The sequence below is a fragment of the Streptomyces coerulescens genome (assembly GCF_042657965.1).
In the GTDB taxonomy this organism is placed as follows: Bacteria; Actinomycetota; Actinomycetes; order Streptomycetales; family Streptomycetaceae; genus Streptomyces; species Streptomyces coerulescens.
In genome coordinates, this window is record NZ_JBHSKM010000022.1 from 212,675 (window position 1) to 234,589 (window position 21,915).

The following is a 21,915-nucleotide window of genomic DNA, read 5'->3' on the forward strand; positions in this document are numbered from 1 at the left end:
GGTCACGTCTCGGTCGCGTTGACGCGGTACACGTCCCGCACACAGAGGTTGAGGACGACCGCGGCGGCGATGAGCCCGGCGCACGCCACCAGCACCGTCCTGGTGTCCCACAGTCCGGCCGCGAGCGCGGTCAGCAGATAGCCGAGCGGAATCGCCAGCCGCTCGCCGACGCTGTTGAACGCGCCGAGGCGCCCCAACTCGCCCTGCGGCACATGCTGCTGAAACGCCGTCGCCCAGGCGACGATGGCGACGTCCAGACCGATCCCCGCGAGCAGCGTGGCCAACAGCACCCAGGGCAGCGGCAGTTCCCACCCCATGGCGAGCAGCGGCGCGGCGAGCGGCAGACCGCCCGCGACGGCCACGGCCAGCAGGCGGTACGGCCGCCGGCGCAGACACACCAGCGTCCCCACCAGCAGTCCGGCCGCGAACGCCCCCTGCACCAGCCCCCAGTCACGCGCGCCCGCGTACCGCTCCGCCGCGACGACGGGGCCCAGCAGCTGGAACCCCGCGAGCCACGCGGCGACGAGGACGCTCCCTGCGGCCGTATAGGTCCACAGCCAGGTCCGCGACCAGAAGCCCGTCCATCCCTCGCGCAGATCGGTCAGCGCGCTGGTGACGGTGACGGGCGCGTCCAGGCGCAGCCCGAGCAGCAGGACGGCGGCGACGGCGAAGGTGAGCGCGTCCCAGGCCAGTGCCCAGGCCGGGCCGCTGACCGCGACGACGGCGCCGCCGACGGCCGGGCCGAGCACCTTGACGGCGTTGCTCGGCAGCCGGAGCAGGGCGTTGGCCTGCTGCAGGTGCTCGGCGGGCACGATCTGCGCCACGGCCCCCTGGTTGGCGGGCACGGTGAAGGCGACGGCCGTCCCCGAGACGAGGCCGCAGACGGCGACCGAGGTCGTCGACGCCTGCCCCACGACGACGATCACGGCGAGTGTCCCCTGGGCGGCGGCCGCCAGCAGATTGCCGAGGAAGAGCATGCGGCTGCGGGAGAGCCGGTCCGCGAGCACGCCGCCCATGACGAGGAAGACGATGGTCGGAACGGTGTTTGTGGCGAGCACCACACCCAGGTCCCCGGCTCCGCCGCCCTCGCCGATCACGGCGTAGGCGAGTGCGAGGGGCGCCATCGCGGACCCGGTGGCGGAGATCAGACTGGCGGTCACGAACCGCCGGAAGGCCACGATCCGCAGCAGCGCCGTACGCCCGGTCGGTAACGGTGCGGCGGTCTTCTCCACGCTCCCCCTCAAGCCTCGTCCCCCGGTGCCTCCTGGGCGCAACAAAAATCCCGCCCGATCAAAGATCGGACGGGATCTCGCCAACTTCCCAGGTTTCCCTGGGGAGTCGTTGCTGTGGACCTGAGGGGATTTGAACCCCTGGCCCCCTCGATGCGAACGAGGTGCGCTACCGGACTGCGCCACAGGCCCTTGCAACGAGTGAAACTTTAGCACCCCGATCGGCCTGCTTGAAAATCCGTTCCTGGTCGGCCGCCTGCTCGCGGCGGGGGCGGCTACTCGTTCGCCGCGCGCGGCCGGTCGCCGTCCTCGTACTGGTCGAACAGCGGCGTACGGCCCCGCTCGCGCGCCCGGCGGGCGGAAGCGGCCCGTCGGGCGTCGCTGCGGCCGCCTCCCTCGCCCTTGTCGTCGCCGCGCTCCGACTCCGGCGTCTGCGCCTCGTGGGCGGCCGCATCCGCGCTCTCGGCGCCCGTCTCCCGGTCCCGGGCGACGGAGCTCGAGCGTGCAGAGCTCCAGGCGTCCGGCGCCCCGAGGTCCACGTCGGAGGAGGCGCGGGGTGCGACCGGTGCGGTCACGTACGTCGGCAGCGGCACCGGGACCGGGTCCCAGCTGTCCCCGTGGCCGGGCCGGCGCTGCCGTTCGCGCTGCTGGTCGACCCACTCGGCGTGATCGGTCTGCTCGACGAGGGCGCGCCGGTCCGCGGCGAGGGCGGACAGCCCGGTGTCGGTGCCTGGTTCGGGCCCCTCGTCGGGCTCGTCGACGCCGGCCCCGGCGTCGGCGCTCCCGCGGCGCCGGGACTGGCGTGCGTGCTCGCGCAGCCGCTGCGCGGCGGCCTCGGCCTGGCGCCGGTCCATCTGGTAGGCGAAGCGGCGGCGCTCCTGCGACCGCAGATACGCGATGTACCCACTGAGCAGCAGGGCGGGGATGCCGGGCGCCCACAGGAAGGCGAGTCCGCCGACCGCCGCGACGATCGCGCCGAGGGTGAAGGCGAGGAAGAGAACGACGGTGGTGCGCCTGCGGCGGGCGAGCACCTTCGTGCGCCGGGCCCGTGCCGCGGCCGCCTCCCCGGAGGGGGGACGCCGTGCCGCCGGGACCCGCTTGCGCGGCCCGGCGCTCTTGCCCGCCGGGACGGAGCCCGGTTCGGCGCGCTCGGGCGACGCCTTGGCCGCCGATTTGGCCGACGGCTTGGCCGCGGGTTCTCGCGCCGGCTCGGGGCGCCCGGATGCCTGCGCCTGAGCCGTCGCCTGGGTCTGCGGACGGGTCGGAGGTACGGCGAAGGCCCGGACGTCCACCGACTCGGTGGCGTCGCCCGGGTCATCGGCGCTGGGCTCCCCCTCGGAGGTGGAGCGCGCGCGCAGGTCCTTGGCGTACCGGCGCTCCATCCCCGCCCGTCCGGACAGCAACCGGATGGCTGTGCTGAAGCGTTCCGTCGGACGGGCCTCGTTCAGCTCGTCCTGCCTACGGAGCCACATCGGCACCAAGTAGGCGGCCCAGGCCCCGACAATGACTGCGTAGATGAGGCCGCTGCTGCTCACGTCTCACACGGTAGAGGGGTTTGCGTGGGGCCATCCGCCAATTGAGCCGGTGTGTCGCACGATCTGGCTGATATTTCGAACTTTTTTTGTGACCGATGCGATCAGCAGCCCGCTCGGGGCGCGAATTTAATGCCCCGAGGCGGTCATCCGGCGATCAATTTCGAACACTTATTCAATTCCCCGGGCCGCTTCCGTGCTACGCGGGATTCCCCTGCGGGTTCTGCCGGGTGTTCTGCGGGGTGTTCTGCTGGTTCGAGTGCGGCGCCTTCTGCGAGCGGGTCCGCTGCCAGCGGCCCAGCAGCCCTTCCGGGACCTCTTCCGCGGTGAGCGCGAAGACGAGATGGTCGCGCCAGGCTCCGTCGATGTGGAGATATCGCGGGCGCAGCCCCTCCTCTCGGAATCCGAGTTTCTCCACGACCCGGCGGCTCGGCCCGTTCTCCGGGCGAATGCAGACCTCGATGCGGTGCAGACCGACGGTCCGGAAACAGTGGTCCACGACAAGCGCCACAGCGGTCGGCATCACCCCGCGCCCCGCCACCGACTCGTCCACCCAGTAGCCGATATGCCCGGAACACATCGAGCCCCAGGTGATCCCGGCCACGGTCAACTGCCCCACCAGCCGCCCCTGGTATTCGATGACGAACGGCAGCATCCGGCCCGCGCCCGCCTCGGACCGCAGGTGCCGGACCATCTGACGGTAGGTCGGCCGGTGCGCGATCGGCCCGCTGGGCGTGGGCGGCGGAATCGTCGCCTCCCACGGGCGCAGCCAGTCCCGGTTGCGTCGGTTGACCTCGCGCCAGGCCCGCTGGTCGCGCATCTTTATCGGCCGGAGGACGATGTCGCCGTCCCCCAGCACGACGGGCCAGGATGGGCTGTTCAGCTCGCACCCCCACTGCTCGGTCTGGGGTGGTCGCCGCCGCGGATCTGGTCGACGGCGTGGATCAGCAGGGGCTCGAGTACGGCCAGCCCGTCCTTCACCCCGCCGCTGGAGCCGGGCAGGTTCACGATCAGCGTGTGCCCCGCCACTCCGGCCAGACCCCGGGACAGCACCGCGGTCGGCACCTTCTCCCGGCCGAACGCCCGGATGGCCTCCGCGATGCCCGGCACCTCGTGGTCGATCACCGCGCGGGTCGCCTCGGGTGTGCGGTCGGTGGGCGAGATGCCGGTGCCGCCGGTCGTGACGATGACGTCGTATCCGGCGTCGATCCCGGCGCGCAGGGCGGCGGCGACCGGGTCGCCGTCGGGCACGACCTGCGGGCCGTCGACCGCGAAGCCGAAGCCCTTGAGGCCGTGCGCGATCAGCGGGCCGCCCTTGTCCTCGTAGACCCCGGCGGCGGCCCGGTTGGAGGCGGTGACCACCAGCGCGCTGTACGGCGCGAGCAGGGCACCGCCGGTCGACGCGTCCGATGTCATGCCCGGCTCCAGTCGCCCGACTTGCCGCCCGTCTTCTCCTCCACCCGTACGTCCGTGATGACCGCTCCCTTGTCGACCGCCTTCACCATGTCGATCACGGTCAGCGCCGCGACGGAGACCGCGGTGAGGGCCTCCATCTCGACGCCCGTGCGGTCCGTGGTCTTCACGGTGGCCAGGATCTCCACGGCGTCGTCCGCGACCGACAGGTCCAGTTTCACACCGGAGAGCGCGAGCGGGTGGCACAGCGGGACGAGGTCCGGGGTGCGTTTGGCGCCCATGATCCCCGCGATGCGCGCGGTGGCGAGGGCATCGCCCTTGGGGACCCCCTCACCGCGCAGCAGCTCGATCACACGGGGTGAGACGAGGACGCGTCCACTGGCGCGGGCGGTGCGCGCGGTGACGTCCTTGCCGGACACGTCGACCATACGGGCGGCGCCCGCGTCGTCGATGTGCGTGAGCCGGTCCTGGCTGGGTTGGTCCTGCGTGCTCATCCTGGTGTGGCGCTCCCGGTCCGGGCCCGTCGCGGTGCGCCGCACGGGCCTGCTGTGCGCGACACGGTACCCCGGCCCAGGGCCGCTCAGCCGAGCAGGACCACCTCGACCTCGGTGCCGGGCTCGACGCTCTCGGTGTCCTCGGGGACCACGATCAGCGCGTCCGCGTGCGCGAGGGCCGCGATGAGGTGGGAGCCGGCACCGCCGACGGGCCGCACCTCGCCGTCGGCGTAGCTCCCGCGCAGGAACTGTCTGCGCCCCTTCGGCGAGGTCAGCGCCTCGTCGGCGGCGAGGGTCGCTCTCGTGCGGGGCCGGTGGACGTCCTGCAGGCCCATCAGGGCCCGGATCGCGGGGCGCACGAAGATTTCGAAGGAGACGTACGACGACACCGGGTTGCCCGGCAGGGCGAGCAGCGGGGTGTGGTCGGGGCCGATGGAGCCGAAGCCCTGGGGTTTGCCGGGCTGCATGGCCAGCTTGCGGAACTCGATGCCGCTGCCGGGCTCGTCCTCGTCGCCGACGTGCGACAGCGCCTCCTTGACCACGTCGTACGCCCCGACGCTCACACCGCCCGTGGTGACCATGAGGTCGGCGCGCACGAGCTGGTCCTCGACGGTGGACCGCAGTGTCTCGGCGTCGTCGGCGACGGCGCCCACGCGGTAGGCGATGGCGCCGGCGTCACGGGCGGCCGCGGTCAGGGAGAAGCTGTTGGAGTCGTAGATCTGGCCCTCGGCCAGCTGCTCGTCGGGCTGGACGAGTTCGCTGCCGGTGGACATGACGACCACGCGCGGGCGCGGGCGCACCCGGACCGTGCCGCGGCCGATGGCGGCGAGCAGGGCGATCTGTGACGGTCCGAGGACCGTGCCCGCCGCGAGCGCCCTGTCGCCGGCCTTGACGTCGCTGCCCTTCGCGCGCACATGCGCGCGTGCCTTCGCGGGCCGGTGGATGTGCACCTGGCCCTGCGCGCCCTCGGGAGCGAGGCTGCCGGCGCGCATCCCGGTCACCGGGCCCTCGCCGAGCCCTCCGTCGGTCCACTCCACCGGGATGACGGTCTCGGCGCCGGGCGGCAGCGGGGCGCCGGTCATGATGCGGGCGGCCTGGCCGGGGCCCACCTGGGGCGGATCGGCCCGGCCCGCCGCGACATCGCCGACGACTTCGAGCACCGCCGGGAACTCCTCGCTCGCGCCCTCGACATCCGAGACCCGCACCGCGTACCCGTCCATCGAGCTGTTGTCGAACGGCGGCAGGGAGACCTGCACCGTGACGTCGTCGACCAGGACGCAGCCCTGGGCGTCGAGCAGTTGCAGCTCGATGGGTTCGAGGGGGCGGACGGTCGTGAGGATGTCCTCCAGGTGCTCGTCCACCGACCAGAGGTGGTCCTGACCGGCGGGGCGGGGCGCGGCGGCGGTGCTCAACTCGCTACATCTCCTCGGCTACGTAACTGCGAAGCCAGGTCCGGAAGTCCGGGCCCAGGTCTTCACGTTCGCATGCGAGTCTGACAATGGCACGCAGGTAGTCGCCGCGGTCTCCGGTGTCATAGCGGCGGCCCTTGAAGACGACGCCGTGCACGGGGCCGCCGACCTTCTCGTCCTGCGACAGCTGCTGGAGCGCGTCGGTGAGCTGGATCTCGCCGCCGCGGCCCGGCTCGGTCTTGCGCAGTATGTCGAAGATGTGCGGGTCGAGGACGTAACGGCCGATGATCGCGTAGTTCGACGGGGCGTCCGCGGCGGCCGGCTTCTCGACGAGGTCGTGCACCTTGACCACGTCACCGTCCTCGGTGGGGTCGACGGCCGCACAGCCGTAGAGGTGGATCTGTTCGGGGGCGACCTCCATGAGCGCGATGACGCTGCCACCGTGCCGCTCCTGCACCTCGACCATCCGCTTGAGCAGCGGGTCGCGGGGGTCGATGAGGTCGTCGCCGAGGAGGACGGCGAAGGGCTCGTGGCCGACGTGCGGTGCGGCGCACAGGACGGCGTGGCCGAGGCCCTTGGGGTCGCCCTGGCGGACGTAGTGCATGGTGGCCAGGTCGCTGGACTCCTGCACCTTCGCGAGCCGGTCGGCGTCGCCCTTCTTCTGAAGGGCGGACTCCAGCTCGTAGTTGCGGTCGAAGTGGTCCTCCAGGGGGCGCTTGTTGCGGCCCGTGATCATGAGGACGTCGTCGAGGCCCGCCGAGACGGCCTCTTCGACCACGTACTGGATCGCCGGCTTGTCGACGACCGGCAGCATCTCCTTGGGAGTGGCTTTGGTGGCCGGCAGGAAGCGGGTGCCCAGACCCGCTGCGGGGATGACAGCCTTGCTGATCCGAGGGTGAGACTGAGTCATGCCCGCAACCTTATCCGGTGCCTTTGTAGGGAATCTGAGGCTCCGGTTATTTGGCTCTCATATGAGCACATTGAGAAGGGTACGCGAGGACCAATGAGTCACACCGGACGTCCGGCCGAGCCTGACAAGCGAACGTTGCGCCGAGAATTCCTCACGGTGAGAGACAGGTTGACGGCGGATGACGTGCGGTCGTCGGCGACCGCGCTGGCCGGCCGCGCGCTGGAGCTGCCCGAACTGGCGCGTGCGGGCACGGTGGCGGCCTATGTCTCCGTGGGGAGCGAACCGGGCACCCTCGCGCTCCTGGACGCGCTGCGCGCGCGGGGCGTACGAGTGCTCCTCCCGGCGCTGTTGCCCGACAACGACCTCGACTGGGGCGCGTACACCGGGCAGGACTGCCTGGAACGTGTCCGGCACGGCGGGAAGATGGCCCTGTTCGAGCCCGGCGGCGAGCGCCTCGGCCCGGACGCCGTGACCGGCGCGGACGTCGTGCTGCTGCCCGGTCTCGCGGTCGACGCGCGCGGGATGCGTCTGGGACGCGGCGGAGGGTCGTACGACCGCGTCCTCGCCCGGCTGGAACGCGCGGCCGCGCACCCGGCGCTCGTGGTCCTGCTGTACGACTCGGAGGTCGTCCCCCGCGTCCCCGAGGAACCGCACGACCGCCCGGTGCACGCGGTGGTGACCCCGTCAGGGGTACGCCGGTTCATCTGAAACGACGACGAGGGCGACGCCCTTGAGGGGCGCGGGGAACCGCGCGACCAGCCCCCACGCACCCGCACCCCAAAGACAACCCATCACGGCTTCAGTACAAGCGTGTCGCTCGTACCGTCCTCGACCGCCTTCTTGGAGAAGGACCAGTCGAGCAGTTCGCCGTCGGCCCATTTGTCCGTCTGGTCGGTGTAGTGCGCGTTGTAGGCGTGCCCGGAGGCGCCGGTGAGGTTGATCCACTTCGACTTGTCGAGGTCGCCGAGGTTGACCACCATCCGCATCGACGGCACCCAGACGACGCCGTAGCCGCCGGCCGCGTTCCAGCCGCTGGCGTTGACCGTGGCCTCGCCGCCGCTGAGCTTCCAGGGGCCGCGGTTGAGGGCGTACTGGAGGAACCCGGGGCCCTCGGTGCCGAGGGTCTGGTTCTTCAGGAACAGGCGGTGCAGCCGGCCCCAGTTCCACGTGTCGATGTCCTTGCCGAGCTTGGCGGTCAGCTCCCAGCGGGCGTCGATCATGGCGCGCCGGAACAGCTCGTCGCGGTTGTCGGCCGATGGGCGGGTGCCCGAGGAGGGCGTCTTCCACCAGTCGCTGTCCTCGTCGCTCATCAGGCTGCGCACGACCTCGAACCAGCGGTCGCCGCCGTCGGGCTGCGCCTGGTCGGGCTCGCGCTGACCGCACTCGCGCACCTTGTCCGTCTCGTCGACGGGGCCGGTGGTGTTGACGGGGTCGACCCACAGGCACTGGCCCTCGACCCGCAGCTCCTTGGGCAGCTTGTTGCCGAAGGCGAGCTTGAGGATGTTGCGCCAGACCGAGTTGAAGTAGGCGGCCGCCGCCGAGTCGGCGTCCTGGGTGTAGTCCCAGCCCTCGAGGAGCTCCTGAGCCTCCCGGATGGCCGCGGCGTCCCGGACGTCCTTGTCGGAGATGTCGATCTTCAGCAGCTTGGGCACGAGCAGCTTGGCGATCTCGCTGCTGTTGTCGAGCTGCATCTGGCGCATGTCGTCGGTGGAGATCTTGCCGCCGTCGTCGATCTTCGACTGGATGAGGTCGTTGATGCGCTGGCTGCGGGCGCCGTAGCCCCAGTCCGTGGTGAGCGTGTACGGGTACTTGGCCTTGCCGATCACGGCCTGGTTGGCGGTGACGATGTAGCCGCGGGCCGGGTCGTACTCGTAGGGCAGCTCGTCGTCGTCGATGTAGCCCGTCCAGCGCGACCTCGGGTCCCAGCCCGGCACCGGGACGGAGCCGTCGTAGCCGGACGCGCGCGTGGGGATCTTTCCGGGCAGCGTGTAGCCGATGTGGTTCTCGGTGTCGGCGTAGATCAGGTTCTGCGAGGGCACGTCGAACTGGGTGGCCGCGGCGCGGAAGTCGGTCCAGTTCTTCGCCTTGTCCATGGCGAAGACGGCGTCCATGGTGGTGCCCGGGTCCAGCGCGGTCCAGCGCAGCGCGATGCCGTAGCCGTCGCCGCGGTCGGGGGCGGCGGTGTCGACGGTGGCCTTGCGGCCGACCTTCACCAGCTCGTCGCTGCGGTCGGACAGCAGGGGCATCCCGTCCTTGGTCTGGCGGACGACGATCTCCTTCGATGCACCGCCGGCGACCTTGATGGTCTCCTGGCGCGAGACGAAGGGCACCGTCTTGCCGTCGTACAGGTAACCGTCGCCGGAGAGCTTCTCCAGGTAGAGGTCGGTGACGTCGACGCCCGAGTTGGTCATGCCCCAGGAGATGTTCTGGTTGTGGCCGATGACCACGCCGGGCATGCCCGCGAAGGTGTAGCCGCTGACGTCGTACTGGCACTTGCTGGAGACCGTGCGGCAGTGCAGGCCCATCTGGTACCAGACGGACGGCAGCGAGGCCGACAGGTGCGGGTCGTTGGCGAGCAGGGGCTTGCCGGTGATCGTGTACTTGCCGCCGACCACCCAGGAGTTGGAGCCGATGCCGTTGCCGTTCACGCCGACGGCCGTGGGGAGGTCGTCCAGGACCTCCTGCAGACCCGCCAGCTGGCCCTGCAGGCCCGCGGTGCCGGAGGAGGTTCCCGTACCCGTGCCCGCCGTGCCGTCCGCGGACGAACCCGCGCTCGCGGCGGAGCCCGTCGAGCCGAAGGTCCTGGTGGCCTCGTCGTACTGGCCCGCCTGGACGATCGTCTTGTTGCGGCTGTACGGGTACTGCGGGTACAGGTCCGCGATCTCCTTGGGGCCGAGGCGGCTGGTCATCAGGGCGCGGTCGATCTCGTCCTGCATGTTGCCGCGCAGGTCCCAGGCCATCGCCTTCAGCCAGGCGATCGAGTCGACGGGGGTCCACTTCCCGGGCTTGTAGTCGTTGGTGAAGCCGAGGGCGGCGTACTCCAGCGAGATGTCCTTGCCGTCCTTGCCGTCCAGGTAGGCGTTGACGCCGGCGGCGTAGGCCTGGAGGTACTTCTTGGTGGACGCGGACAGCGTCTTGTCGTACTCCTGCTTCGCGATCCGGTCCCAGCCCAGGGTGCGCAGGAACTCGTCGTTGTCGACCTGGCTCTTGCCGAACATCTCCGACAGCCGGCCGGACGTCATGTGGCGGCGTACGTCCATCTCCCAGAACCGGTCCTGGGCCTGGACGAAGCCCTGCGCCATGAACAGGTCCTCGTCGGAGGAGGCGTAGATCTGCGGGATGCCGTAGTCGTCGCGCCTCACGTCGACGGGCCCGGACAGGCCCTTGAGCGTGATCGATCCCTTGGTCTGCGGGAACGAGGCGCGGACGGTGCTGATGGACCAGTACGCCCCGCCGGCCACGCCCGCCACTACGGCCAGCACCAGCACGAGGACGAGCAGGCGGGCTCTGCGCCCCTTCTTCCTGCCGGACTTGCCGGGCTGTCGACCCGTGGAGGCGGTGGTGTTGGGGGGCATCGCTGTCCTTGCTGTCCTAACGCGAGAGGCAGGCGGTCCTGGAGTGCTGGAGCAACCATAGGCGCAGGGCCCGATCCAACTTGACGCGGAGTAGGGAACCAGCACGGACGGACGTTCGATCATGCACCCATGAGCGTCAAGAAATCGTCAAGAGTTAGGTAAGGTAACGAAGTAGTTGGGTGCGGAGAACCGCCACTTCGTGTCCTATGTACGTGAGCCCACGCGCGCGTGCGCGCGGGCCAGGGAAGGGAACGGCCGCTGACTGTCCACGACCTCAACCAGCTCCTGCTCGTCTGCTCGCTCGTCCTGCTCGGCGCCGTCGCAGCGGTTCGGATCTCCTCGCGCAGCGGGCTCCCCAGCCTGCTCGTGTACCTGGGCATCGGTGTGCTCATGGGGCAGGACGGCATCGGCGGCATCCGCTTCGACGACGCCGAGCTCACCCAGGTCATCGGGTATGCGGCCCTGGTGGTGATCCTGGCCGAGGGCGGTCTGGGCACGAAGTGGAAGGAGATCAAGCCGGCCCTGCCGGCCGCCTCCGCGCTGGCGCTGCTCGGGGTCACGGTGAGCGTCGGGGTCACGGCGACGGCCGCGCACTATCTGGTCGGGCTGGAATGGCGGCAGGCGCTGATCATCGGGGCGGTCGTCTCCTCGACGGACGCCGCCGCGGTGTTCTCCGTACTGCGCAGGATCCCGCTCCCCGCGCGCGTGACGGGCACGCTGGAGGCGGAGTCCGGCTTCAACGACGCCCCCGTGGTCATCCTGGTGGTCGCGTTCTCCGAGGCCGGTCCCGTCCCGCACTGGTATGTGCTGGCCGGCGAGATAGCACAGGAGCTGGCCATCGGCGCCGCCATCGGTCTCGCCGTGGGCTGGCTGGGCGCCTGGGGCCTGAGACATGTGGCGCTGCCCGCCTCCGGCCTCTACCCGATCGCCGTCATGGCCATCGCCGTCACCGCCTACGCGGCCGGCGCCATGGCACACGGCAGCGGCTTCCTCGCCGTCTATCTCGCCGCGATGGTGCTGGGCAACGCGAAACTGCCGCACTGGCCGGCCACGCGCGGGTTCGCCGACGGGGTCGGCTGGATCGCCCAGATCGGCATGTTCGTGCTGCTCGGGCTGCTGGTCACCCCGCACGAGCTGGGCGACGACATCGTGCCCGCGCTCGTCATCGGGCTGGTGCTGACCATGGTGGCGCGGCCCCTGGGCGTCGTCGCCTGCCTGGTGCCGTTCCGCGTGCCCTGGCGGGAGCAGGCCCTGATGTCCTGGGCCGGGCTGCGCGGCGCCGTGCCCATCATCCTGGCGACGATCCCCATGGTGAGCGGCATCGAGGGCAGTCACACCATCTTCAACGTCGTCTTCGTCCTGGTCGTCGTCTACACCCTGATCCAGGGGCCGACCCTGCCCTGGCTCGCCCGCAAGCTGGACCTCGGCCAGGGGCCCACACCCGCCGACCTGGGCATCGAGTCGGCGCCGCTGGAGCGGCTGCGCGGACATCTGCTGTCCTTCGCGATCCCCGACGGCTCGAAGATGCACGGCGTCGAGATCAACGAGCTGCGACTGCCCGCCGGGGCCGCCGTCACGCTGGTCGTCCGCGACGGAAAATCGTTCGTTCCGATGCCGACGACGGTGCTGCGGCGCGGGGACGAACTGCTCGTCGTCGCCACGGACCCGGTGCGCGACGCCGCCGAGCGCCGGCTGCGCGCCGTGGGCGCCGGAGGCAAGCTGGCGGGGTGGCTGGGGACGAACGGGACAAACTGATCGCAGGTGAAATGAGGCGCCGTGCTCATCTTCACAAGGCCAATGTCCCCTGCTCCCTGTACTATGCAGGCGTAACCCCAGATCGAACCAACTCTGCCTGACGCAGAGCTGGCGCGACCGTATGGCGGCCGGGACGTCCTTCCTCGAAGTGGGCTCCGGTATCTACCGCAGTTCCGCGCAAGAGGACAGCTCTCGGCGCCGCCCCCCACCCGTAGGGGCCGTGCTACCAGGCGGCAGAAAGGCACGGGCCGTGGCATCCACGGTCACCCACGAGCCGTCGAAGGACTCGTCGGCCGCCTCCCGCCCGGGATACGGACAGCTGCTGCGCACCCGCGGCGCCTGGACGTTCCTGGTCCCCGGCTTCGCGGCCCGCCAGCCGTTCGCGATGCTGACCATCTCCATCGTGCTGCTGGTCCAGCACACCACCGGTTCCTACGGCGCTGCGGGCGCCGCCGCGGCCGTCACCGGCGTCTCCATGGCACTGTTCGCGCCCTACAGCGGCCGCCTCGCCGACCGTTACGGACAGCGCGCCGTCCTGTTCCCCGGCGTCCTCGTGCACACCGTGTCCGGGCTGACCCTGACGGTGCTGGCGCTGGCCCACGCACCCCTGTGGGCGCTGTTCGTGGCCGCCGTGCCGACCGGTGCCTCGGTGCCGCAGGTCGGCCCCATGGTGCGGGCCCGCTGGGGCGTGAAGCTCCAGGGCTCGCCCCTGATGACCACTGCCGCGGCCTTCGAGTCCGTCACCGACGAGCTGACCTTCGTCGTCGGCCCGCTACTGGCCACCGCCCTGTGCACCGCCGTCGACCCGGCCGCGGGCCTGGTGACCGAGGCGGCGCTGACGCTGCTCGGCGGTCTGCTGTTCGCCGCGCAGAAGAGCACCCAGCCCTCGGTCACGGCCGCCGGGCACGCACGCGTGGAGCACGCTTCCGCGCTTCGTGTCCCCGGAGTGCGGGTGCTGATCGTGACCTTCCTCGGCATCGGTTCCGTCTTCGGCGGCATGCAGGTCTCGCTGGCCGCGTTCACCGAGTCGATCGGCGAACCCGGACTCAATGGCGTCCTCTACGGCACCTTCGCCGCCGGCAACATGCTCTCCGGCATCGCCTGCGGCGCGATCGCCTGGAAGGTGGCCCCGCAGCGCCGCCTCCTCGTCGGCTACGCCGCCCTCGCGCTGGCCGCGTCCGGTCTGTGGGCCGCGCACTCGGTGCTCGTCCTGGCGGGCCTCGGTCTGCTCGTCGGCATGTGCATCGCGCCCGCGCTGATCACCGGCTACACGCTGGTCGAGAACCTGGTCCCGGCCGGTGCCCGCACCGAGGCCTTCACCTGGCTCACCGGTGCGGTGGCGCTCGGCCAGGCCGCCGCCGTGACGGTCGCCGGACAACTGGAGGACCGCCTGTGGGGCGGCGCCGGATTCCTGGTGCCGATGGCCGGCACCTTGCTGGCCCTCGCGACCCTGCTCGCGCTGCGCTCACGGCTCATGGCACGCTCCGGCAGCCGCACCGTCGCACGTGGCGTGGGTCACCGCATGCCGGTGGCAGTGGACTGAGCGGCTGGAATACGTCACTATGGACCGTCGTTAGCACTCATCGAGTGAGAGTGCCAGGAGGAAGACAGTGCCGACCTACCAGTACCAGTGCACCGAGTGCGGCGAGGGCCTCGAGGCGGTGCAGAAGTTCACCGACGACGCCCTGACCGAGTGCCCCAACTGCCAGGGCCGCCTCAAGAAGGTGTTCTCCGCGGTCGGCATCGTCTTCAAGGGCTCCGGCTTCTACCGCAACGACAGCCGCGGCTCCTCGTCGAGCAGCTCGCCGGCTTCCGCGAAGTCGTCGTCCTCCTCGACCGACTCCTCCTCGTCGTCCTCCACCTCGACGACTTCGTCCTCCTCGGACTCGAAGCCGTCGAGCGCCGGAAGCTCCTCCAGCAGCTCCGCCGCCTAGCGCGCACCACTTCTTACGGGACCCTGTCGTCGTACGGCGACGGGGTCCTCGGCATATCCGGGTCCGGTTAGGGTGCGGACATGGCGAACAAGGCGAACGTCGAACTCGGCGTGATCGGCGGCTCCGGTTTCTACTCGTTCCTCGACGACGTGACCGAGATACAGGTGGAAACCCCCTACGGGCCGCCCAGCGACTCCCTCTTCCTCGGCGAGATCGCCGGCCGGCGGGTCGCCTTCCTGCCCCGGCACGGACGCGGCCACCATCTGCCGCCGCACCGGATCAACTACCGGGCCAATCTCTGGGCACTGCGCTCGCTGGGCGCGCGCCAGATCCTCGGCCCGTGCGCGGTGGGCGGCCTGCGGCCCGAGTACGGACCGGGCACGCTGCTGGTCCCGGACCAGCTGGTCGACCGTACGAAGTCCCGGGTGGGGACGTACTTCGACGGGCTGCCGCTGCCCGACGGCACCGTGCCGAACGTGGTGCACGTGTCGCTGGCCGACCCCTACTGCCCCACCGGGCGCGCGGCCGCGCTGAAGGCGGCGCGCGGACGGGACTGGGAGCCGGTGGACGGCGGCACGCTGGTCGTGGTGGAGGGACCGCGCTTCTCCACCCGTGCCGAATCGTTGTGGCACCAGGCCCAGGGCTGGTCGGTGGTGGGCATGACGGGCCACCCCGAGGCGGCGCTCGCCCGTGAACTTGAGCTCTGCTACACATCGTTGACGCTGGTCACCGACCTGGACGCGGGCGCCGAGACGGGCGAGGGCGTCTCCCACGACGAGGTGCTGCGGGTGTTCGCGGCGAACGTGGACCGGCTGCGGGGGGTGCTCTTCGACGCGGTGGCGGCGCTGCCGGCGAACGAGGAGCGCGACTGTCTGTGCACGAAGGCGCTGGGCGGGATGGATCCGGGGTTCGTGCTGCCGTAGGGGCGAGGGCGGTGAGGGCGGAACTTCCCCTTCCGGTGAGGGAGTTTTCCACAACCGGCCGGTAGTCCACAGGGTCCGGCGGGCGATGGCGTGATGACTCATCGTGGGGCTCCAAGCCGTTCCGTCCTCGCAGGTGGTGGTCCCCATGCCCGTCGCTCCGTCGTTCTTTTCCTCCTCCTCTCCGCACACTCCCCTGCCGCCGGGCACCGACGCCCCGGCCACCTGCGAGGTGCCGCACTTCGCTCCGGTTCGGGTGCGTGGCGGGCGGCATCGGCTGCGCCGCCTCGTCCGGCATCGCAGGCGGGCTGTGGCGGCCGGGCTCGCCGTGACCGCAGCGGCGCTCGTCGCGGCGGGGCCGCGGGAGGCCGACCGGGCGCGCGGGCATCCGGTGGCGGAGCCGGTGCGCCAGCACCGGGCCGTCGAGCGGGTGTCGGCGCCGGTGCGGATCGCCGACGGGGCCACCGTGCGGCTGCTGCGGCCCGGTGACCGTGTCGACGTGATCGCCGCCGAGGAGACCGGGACGGGCGGTGCCGCGCGGGTGGTCGCGCGCGGGGCCCGGGTGACGAGGGTGCCTGAGCCGTTGGACATCGCCGTGGAGAGCGGGGCGCTGGTGGTGCTGTCGGTGCCACGTGCCACGGCGGCCCGTCTCGCCGGCGCCGGCGCCACGGCCCGGCTGGCGGTGACCCTGTGCTGAGCCGGATCATGTGCGACCCGCTGTCAAGTCGCTCGATGGAAGGGCCCAATTGGACAGGATGGCCGAGCGCTGACGTAGGTTGCGGAGCGGTCTGTTCCACAAGCTGTGTGTGCGAGGGGTGGCTCCGAAGTGGGCGAGAACAAGGAACCGAGCGTCTGGCAGGGCTTCAAGGCCTTCCTGATGCGCGGAAACGTCGTCGATCTGGCGGTGGCGGTGGTGATCGGTGCCGCCTTCACCAACATCGTGAACGCCGTGGTGAAGGGCGTCATCAATCCGCTGGTCGGAGCGATCGGCACCAAGAACCTCGATCACTACAGTTCCTGCCTGAGCTCGACGTGCGAGGGCGAGCAGGGCATCCAGATCCTGTGGGGCTCGGTGCTCGGTGCCGCGCTCAGCTTCGTGATCACCGCGGCCGTCGTCTACTTCCTGATGGTCCTGCCCATGGCGAAGTACCTGGCCCGTGTGGAGGCCCGCCGCAAGGCGAAGGAGAGCACGCACGAGGTCATCGAGGTGACCGAGCTGGAGGTGCTGAAGGAGATCCGCGACGCGCTGGTCGCCCAGCGCGGCTCGGGGCACAACGAGCAGTAGCGGCTCAGAGGTGGTGGGGCGGCTTCTCGTCGAGGAAGCGCTTCAGGTCGGCCGCGCTGTCGCCGCCCGACCGCTCGCCCCAGCCACGGTCCGTGTCGTCCGAGGACTGCTGGTCCAGCGGATCGTCGAAGATCAGCGCGGCCTTCGGCTCACGCGGCTCGGGGGCGGGGTCGGGGGCGGTGCTCATGCGTCCAGGGTACGGCCCCCGTCTCCCGCGCGCGGGTGATCCCCTGCGGGAGAAATTCCCCGCTCCATCTGCTGTGCTTGTCCCCATGACGTCCAGTCCCACGCCCGCGCCGGACTCACCCCGCCCTCAAGGACGCCGACGCCCGCTGCGCAGGCTCAGCGCCCGTGGCCGTGCTGAGAGCCACCGGGTCGCCACCCCGCTGGAACTCTTCTTCGACCTGTGTTTCGTCGTGGCCATCGCCCAGGCGGGCATGCAGTTGGTGCACGCGGTCGCCGAGAGCCACGCGGGTGAGGGAATCCTCAACTACGCGATGGTCTTCTTCGCCATCTGGTGGGCCTGGATGAACTTCACCTGGTTCGCCTCGGCCTACGACAACGACGACGTGCTGTACCGGGTCGTCACCCTGCTGCAGATCGCCGGTGTGCTGGTGCTGGCGGCCGGGATCTCCCGGGCGTTCGAGGACCACGAGTACCTGGCGGTGCTGCTCGGCTATGTGATCATGCGGCTCGCCCTGGTGGGACAGTGGCTGCGGGTGGCCAGGTCGAGTCACGGGCCGGAACGAAGAATGGCCCTGCGGTACGCCGGCGGGGTGCTGCTGTGCCAGATCGGCTGGGTGGGCCTGGTGCTCCTGCCGGAGAACGCCAGAGCCTGGTGGTTCCTGGTGATGGCGATCCTGGAGATGTGCGTGCCGCCGTTCGCGGAGCGGGAGCACCCCACCTCCTGGCACCCGCACCACATCGCCGAGCGGTACGGCCTGTTCACGATCATCGTGCTCGGCGAGACCATCGCGGCGGCCACGGTCGCCGTGAAGACCGGCATCGACGAGAACGACGCCCTGGGCGAACTGCTGCCGATCGCCGCCGGTGGACTGCTGATCATCTTCGCCGCCTGGTGGATCTACTTCGTGGTGCCGATCCACGGCCATCTGCGCTCCAACAAACAGGCCTTCCTGTGGGGTTACGGCCACTACGTGGTCTTCGCCTCGGCGGCTGCGATCGGCGCGGGCCTCGAGGTGGCGGTCGAGCAGACCGTGGGCAAGGCGCACATCTCGACGCTGGCGGCGTCGGCCGCGGTGACCCTGCCGACGGCGCTGTATCTGCTCACGGTCTGGCTGCTGCACTCGCGCTACTTCAAGGTGGGCATCACCCAGCAGCTGGTGCTGCCGACCACGGCCCTGCTGGTCATCTGCTGCACGTTCCTGGGCGACTGGGCGGTACTCACGGCCGGTCTCGTCTCGGCGCTGGCGGTGGCGACCGGGGAGACACTGTCGGCCCGCATGACGTCCCACGCCCGCGACACGGCGACGAGAACGCCGACGGCCTGACCGGCCCGACACGACAGCCCCGCCTCCGCCGGTTGCAGCGTGCGGCCTCGGCCGACCCCGCGCACCGCATCGCACCCGCCCCCACGTGGCCGGACCTCACAGTGCCGCGCCCCGTCGTGGCGGGGGCTGGACGAGACTGGGTTCATGACAGTTGACGCTCTGACAGATGTCGCCGGGCTGCGGGTGGGGCACGAGACGCGGAGGGGTGGCGGTTGGCTGACCGGCACGACCGTCGTCCTGGCGCCCGAGGGCGGGGCCGTCGCCGCCGTGGACGTGCGCGGTGGGGGGCCCGGCACCAAGGAGACGGACGCCCTCGATCCGCGCAACCTCGTGCAGAAGGTCGAGGCGATCGTGCTGACCGGCGGCAGCGCGTACGGGCTCGACGCGGCGTCCGGGGTGATGGCCTGGCTGGAGGAGCGGCGGCGTGGGGTGCGGGTGGGGGTGGATCCGGCGCACGTCGTGCCGGTGGTGCCCGCGGCCTGTGTCTTCGACCTCGGGCGGGGCGGCGACTTCCGGGCCCGGCCGGACGCGGCCACCGGGCGGGCGGCGGTCGAGGCGGCCGCGGCGAGCGAGCCCGGGGCCCCGGTCCGCCAGGGCTGTGTGGGCGCGGGCACGGGGGCCACCGTAGGGCCGGTCAAGGGCGGAATCGGCACCGCGAGCACCGTCCTCGATTCGGGGATCACGGTGGCCGCGCTGGTCGTCGCCAACGCGGCGGGGTCGGCCGTGGACCCCGAAACAGGGGCGCTGTACGGGGAGTTGCTGCAGGGGCGTGTGAGGTACCCGGAGGAGGAGGTGCATCAGGCGGCGCGGCTGCGTCTCGCCGAGGTCGCGGCGAAGAACGCGCCGCCCCCGCTGAACACCACGCTCGCCGTGGTCGCCACCGACGCGGACCTGTCGAAGGCACAGGCGCAGAAGCTGGCGGGCACCGCGCACGACGGCATCGCGCGCGCCGTGCGGCCGGTGCATCTGCTCAATGACGGGGACACCGTGTTCGCGATGGCCACCGGGGAGCGAACGCTCGACGTCGGGCATCCGCTCGCTCTGAACGAGGTGCTCGCGGCGGGCGCGGACGCGGTGACCCGGGCGATCGTGCGGGCCCTGCGCGCGGCGGAGCCGGTGGACGGACCGGGTGGAGTGTGGCCGTCCTACGGCGAGTTGTACGGGGCGGGGTAGGCAGCCGCGGCGGCCGGGGGCGGGCGGCCCCTCCCCCCGCTGCTCCGTGCGGGCGATTCGGGCGGTCGATTGTCGCGGTTCTGTCACGTGACGGCATTCACCGCGAACGCGGGGAACCCTGTCCGGGGGCGGTGACCTCTTCCCCCCTGGAACGGAACGCATCCCGCAGATCGCATGAAGATGGAGCAGATCGTGACAACGCCGAACAAAGCAGCGCGGCGCGCACTGGGGGCCTGTGCCGCCCTGATGATCGGCGCCCTGACGCTCACCGCCTGCGGCGGCAGCGCCAATGCCGACAGTGACGACAAGGGCGGCAAGGACTCCGGCAACACGTCCGCCGCGAACATCGTGATCTCGGCGAAGGACGGCTCGAACGGGGCGTCGATCAACTCGACCGGCGTGAAGGTCAGCGACGGCAAGCTGACCGAGGTGAAGATGACGGTGGCGGACAGCGGGCAGGCCGTGCCGGGCTCCCTGTCCGCCGACGGGGGCAGCTGGCAGCCGAAGGAGCAGCTGGAGCGGGGGACGAAGTACCGCATAGCGGCCACCGCGAAGGACGGGGACGGACGCAGCACCGCCGCCGACTCCACCTTCACGACGGTCTCCTCTGCCAACAGCTTCATCGGGACGTACACGCCGGACGGAGGCACCACGGTCGGCGTGGGGATGCCGGTGTCGTTCAACTTCGACAAGGCGATCGGCGACAAGAAGGCCGTCCAGTCGCACATCAGCGTCACCTCCAGCAGCGGACAGAAGGTGGTCGGGCACTGGTTCGGGGAGCAGCGGCTCGACTTCCGGCCCGAGGAGTACTGGAAGGCCGGCTCCAAGGTCACGATGAAGATCGACCTGGACGGCGTGGAGGGCGCGAACGGCGTCTACGGCGTGCAGAAGAAGACCGTCACCTTCACCGTCGGGCGGTCCCAGGTCTCGACGGTCGATGTGAACACGCAGACGATGACGGTCGTGCGGGACGGAAAGACGGTCAAGTCGGTGCCGATCTCGGCGGGCAGCCCGGAGTTCACCACGTACAACGGGCAGATGGTGATCTCCGAGAAGTTCACGAAGCTGCGGATGGACAGCAGGACCGTCGGGCTCGCCAACGCCTACGACATCCCGGATGTGCCGCACGCGATGCGGCTGACCCAGTCGGGAACGTTCATCCACGGAAACTACTGGTACAACAAGGGCAATCCGCCCTTCGGCGCCCAGGGCACCAGCCATGGGTGTGTCGGTCTGCAGGACGTGCAGGGCGGACAGGGGGACACGCCGTCCAAGTGGTTCTACGACAGCTCGATGGTCGGTGACGTGGTGATCGTCAAGAACTCCCCCGACAAGACCGTGACGCCGGACAACGGGCTCAACGGCTGGAACATGGAATGGAGCCAGTGGGTCGCGGGAAGCGCCGCCTGATCCACACATGAATCACTCATGATCCACTGAAGTGGCCTCCCAGCAGGGATTCTTGACGGTTCGTCGGGCCGCGCGGGAACTTCTCGCGCGGCCCGCGCGTTTTACCGGACGTACGTTTTCTCGGTTCCCGGACATGATGTCCGACCGAGGGGCTACGGTATGCACCCACAAGGTGACATGCAGCAACGCCGGGAGAAACCTTGAGCGTTCCGTACGAGACGGCAGCGTACGAACCACCCGAGTCGGCGGAGTCTCCGGAGGAGCATCTCGCGCGACTCCTCGGCCGTGCCCTGAACTCCTTCGAACTGCCCGACGAGGCGATACGGCGGCTCGACTGCGCGCTGGCGCATGACAGCTCGCTGCACTCCGCGCACCACAGCGCGGGGCTGCACCGCGAGACGTACCGGCACACCTGGCTGCTCGCCGACGGCTCGGCGCTCACCCTGTGGGAGCTCGTCCACAACACCGCGCGCGGCAGCGACCCGCAGCACGAGGTGTACGCCGACGAGGAGGAGCTGCGCGCCGCGACCGCGCGGCTGCCGCTGCCGCCGGACGCGCCGGACTTCGAGCTGCCGGTGACCGTGCAGCTGTCGCCGATACCCGCACCCCGGCACGCGTATGTGCCGGACGACTCGGCGGACCATGCGCGTCGGCTGCTGCGCCGGGCGGAGAACACCGACCGGCCGGGTGCGGACACGGCCGCTTTACTGACCACGGCGTTCGCCCACCAGATCACGCAGGCGTTCGGGCGCCCGTGCCGTGCGGGCCGCGCCGGACTGTGCTTCTCGCTCTACGAGCACGCCTTCCTGCTGCGCGACGGCGAGGAGGTCTCCCTCTGGGAGGTCGAGCACACGGCGACGCCGGACGGGCGGCACATGTGCGAGGTGTATGTCACCGAGGACGCGGCGCGGGACGCGATGGAGCGACGGGCGGCGAAGGTCTCGTAGCGTCGAAGCGGCGGCGGTGGAGCGCCGGTTGAGGCGGCTCGACCAGGTCAACGGTCAGATCAGCGGTCAGGTCAGCGGCCGTCGCCGAGCTGTCGTACCAGGCCCGCGAAGGCGTCCCGTTCCGCCGGGGTGAGTTCGACGGCCTCCAGCGCGGGGGCGGTCTGCCGCTGGTGCGGAAGCCCGGAGAGCCTCGGGTCGGCCTGCCAGGGGGCCGTCCGGGGGCGGCTGCGGCGCAGAAGACGGACGAGTCCCATCACCCAGAGCACGGCTGCCAGGGCGAGTACGACAGGGCCCAGCAGCTGGAGGATCGAGACATTCTCTGGCATGCGCCCCAGTAGACACCACGGTCCGGGCCTATGGGCCTGGACCGTGACGTATATCGCAGGTGCCGTGAACAACTCACAGCGCCCGAAAGGGA

At 70.8% G+C, this 21,915-nt stretch carries 21 protein-coding genes and 1 tRNA gene; 11 read left to right on the forward strand and 11 right to left on the reverse strand.

The features are described 5' to 3' along the window. Nucleotides 1-2: 2 nt before the first annotated feature. The 8 genes from ACFPQ9_RS28370 to galU all read right to left on the reverse strand — a co-directional run bounded on the left by ACFPQ9_RS28370 (nt 3) and on the right by galU (nt 6,987). Nucleotides 3-1,232 (reverse strand): MFS transporter, encoded by a 1,230-nt coding sequence (locus ACFPQ9_RS28370; RefSeq protein WP_380859237.1) that lies wholly within the window; start codon nt 1,230-1,232, stop codon nt 3-5. A 115-nt stretch (nt 1,233-1,347) separates the two neighbouring features. After that, a tRNA-Ala gene (locus tag ACFPQ9_RS28375) sits at nt 1,348-1,421 on the reverse strand. Nucleotides 1,422-1,504: 83 nt separating this feature from the next. Further along, the gene (gene sepX / locus ACFPQ9_RS28380) at nt 1,505-2,764 is read right to left on the reverse strand and encodes a divisome protein SepX/GlpR (RefSeq protein WP_380859240.1); all 1,260 of its coding nucleotides are present in this window, start codon (nt 2,762-2,764) and stop codon (nt 1,505-1,507) included. A 196-nt stretch (nt 2,765-2,960) separates the two neighbouring features. Further along, complete coding sequence (locus ACFPQ9_RS28385; RefSeq protein ID WP_380859243.1) at nt 2,961-3,620, reverse strand: GNAT family N-acetyltransferase; 660 nt, start codon at nt 3,618-3,620, stop codon at nt 2,961-2,963. Nucleotides 3,621-3,640: 20 nt separating this feature from the next. Continuing rightward, nucleotides 3,641-4,177, reverse strand: a complete 537-nt coding sequence (locus ACFPQ9_RS28390) for a MogA/MoaB family molybdenum cofactor biosynthesis protein (protein ID WP_380859246.1) — start codon at nt 4,175-4,177, stop codon at nt 3,641-3,643. Beyond that, a complete protein-coding gene (gene moaC / locus ACFPQ9_RS28395) occupies nt 4,174-4,668 on the reverse strand; it encodes a cyclic pyranopterin monophosphate synthase MoaC (protein WP_380859249.1) in 495 nt (164 codons plus the stop codon). Before moaC ends, ACFPQ9_RS28390 begins: the two co-directional genes overlap by 4 nt. Nucleotides 4,669-4,754: 86 nt before the next feature. After that, nucleotides 4,755-6,080, reverse strand: a complete 1,326-nt coding sequence (glp, locus tag ACFPQ9_RS28400; protein WP_380859252.1) for a molybdotransferase-like divisome protein Glp — start codon at nt 6,078-6,080, stop codon at nt 4,755-4,757. 4 nt (nt 6,081-6,084) lie between these two features. Next, nucleotides 6,085-6,987 carry a UTP--glucose-1-phosphate uridylyltransferase GalU gene (gene galU / locus ACFPQ9_RS28405; RefSeq protein WP_380859255.1) on the reverse strand — a complete coding sequence of 301 codons (903 nt, stop codon included), beginning with the start codon at nt 6,985-6,987 and terminating at the stop codon, nt 6,085-6,087. A gap of 93 nt (nt 6,988-7,080) precedes the next feature. Between galU and ACFPQ9_RS28410 the strand changes: the two genes are divergently transcribed. Beyond that, on the forward strand, nt 7,081-7,695 hold the full coding sequence (locus ACFPQ9_RS28410) for a 5-formyltetrahydrofolate cyclo-ligase (RefSeq protein WP_380859258.1): 615 nt from the start codon (nt 7,081-7,083) through the stop codon (nt 7,693-7,695). Nucleotides 7,696-7,778: 83 nt separating this feature from the next. On the opposite strand, the gene ACFPQ9_RS28415 is transcribed toward ACFPQ9_RS28410, so the two are convergent. Next, the gene (locus tag ACFPQ9_RS28415) at nt 7,779-10,562 is read right to left on the reverse strand and encodes a penicillin acylase family protein (RefSeq protein WP_380859261.1); all 2,784 of its coding nucleotides are present in this window, start codon (nt 10,560-10,562) and stop codon (nt 7,779-7,781) included. 228 nt (nt 10,563-10,790) lie between these two features. Between ACFPQ9_RS28415 and ACFPQ9_RS28420 the strand changes: the two genes are divergently transcribed. From ACFPQ9_RS28420 to mscL, 6 genes are all read left to right on the forward strand, one after another. Next, entirely contained in the window at nt 10,791-12,317 is a 1,527-nt protein-coding gene (locus tag ACFPQ9_RS28420; protein ID WP_380859264.1) for a potassium/proton antiporter, read from the forward strand. Between the two features lie 250 nt (nt 12,318-12,567). Beyond that, the gene (locus ACFPQ9_RS28425; protein ID WP_380859267.1) at nt 12,568-13,860 is read left to right on the forward strand and encodes an MFS transporter; all 1,293 of its coding nucleotides are present in this window, start codon (nt 12,568-12,570) and stop codon (nt 13,858-13,860) included. 67 nt (nt 13,861-13,927) lie between these two features. Continuing rightward, entirely contained in the window at nt 13,928-14,251 is a 324-nt protein-coding gene (locus tag ACFPQ9_RS28430) for an FmdB family zinc ribbon protein (protein ID WP_380859270.1), read from the forward strand. Between the two features lie 80 nt (nt 14,252-14,331). After that, on the forward strand, nt 14,332-15,174 hold the full coding sequence (locus ACFPQ9_RS28435; RefSeq protein WP_380859273.1) for an S-methyl-5'-thioadenosine phosphorylase: 843 nt from the start codon (nt 14,332-14,334) through the stop codon (nt 15,172-15,174). Between the two features lie 145 nt (nt 15,175-15,319). Beyond that, complete coding sequence (locus tag ACFPQ9_RS28440; RefSeq protein WP_380859276.1) at nt 15,320-15,868, forward strand: hypothetical protein; 549 nt, start codon at nt 15,320-15,322, stop codon at nt 15,866-15,868. Nucleotides 15,869-15,997: 129 nt separating this feature from the next. Next, complete coding sequence (gene mscL, locus ACFPQ9_RS28445; RefSeq protein WP_380859279.1) at nt 15,998-16,456, forward strand: large conductance mechanosensitive channel protein MscL; 459 nt, start codon at nt 15,998-16,000, stop codon at nt 16,454-16,456. A 4-nt stretch (nt 16,457-16,460) separates the two neighbouring features. On the opposite strand, the gene ACFPQ9_RS28450 is transcribed toward mscL, so the two are convergent. After that, nucleotides 16,461-16,643: a hypothetical protein gene (locus tag ACFPQ9_RS28450; RefSeq protein WP_380859282.1), complete on the reverse strand. Its 183-nt coding sequence runs from the start codon at nt 16,641-16,643 to the stop codon at nt 16,461-16,463. Between the two features lie 85 nt (nt 16,644-16,728). On the opposite strand from ACFPQ9_RS28450, the gene ACFPQ9_RS28455 reads away from it, so the two are divergent. From ACFPQ9_RS28455 to ACFPQ9_RS28470, 4 genes are all read left to right on the forward strand, one after another. Then, nucleotides 16,729-17,967 (forward strand): low temperature requirement protein A, encoded by a 1,239-nt coding sequence (locus ACFPQ9_RS28455; RefSeq protein ID WP_380859285.1) that lies wholly within the window; start codon nt 16,729-16,731, stop codon nt 17,965-17,967. 144 nt (nt 17,968-18,111) lie between these two features. Further along, on the forward strand, nt 18,112-19,140 hold the full coding sequence (locus tag ACFPQ9_RS28460; RefSeq protein WP_380859288.1) for a P1 family peptidase: 1,029 nt from the start codon (nt 18,112-18,114) through the stop codon (nt 19,138-19,140). 192 nt (nt 19,141-19,332) lie between these two features. Further along, nucleotides 19,333-20,550 carry a L,D-transpeptidase gene (locus ACFPQ9_RS28465; RefSeq protein WP_380859291.1) on the forward strand — a complete coding sequence of 406 codons (1,218 nt, stop codon included), beginning with the start codon at nt 19,333-19,335 and terminating at the stop codon, nt 20,548-20,550. A gap of 200 nt (nt 20,551-20,750) precedes the next feature. Beyond that, nucleotides 20,751-21,497: a DUF6227 family protein gene (locus tag ACFPQ9_RS28470; protein ID WP_380859294.1), complete on the forward strand. Its 747-nt coding sequence runs from the start codon at nt 20,751-20,753 to the stop codon at nt 21,495-21,497. A gap of 71 nt (nt 21,498-21,568) precedes the next feature. On the opposite strand, the gene ACFPQ9_RS28475 is transcribed toward ACFPQ9_RS28470, so the two are convergent. Continuing rightward, nucleotides 21,569-21,823, reverse strand: a complete 255-nt coding sequence (locus tag ACFPQ9_RS28475; RefSeq protein WP_380859297.1) for a hypothetical protein — start codon at nt 21,821-21,823, stop codon at nt 21,569-21,571. Nucleotides 21,824-21,915: the final 92 nt, after the last annotated feature.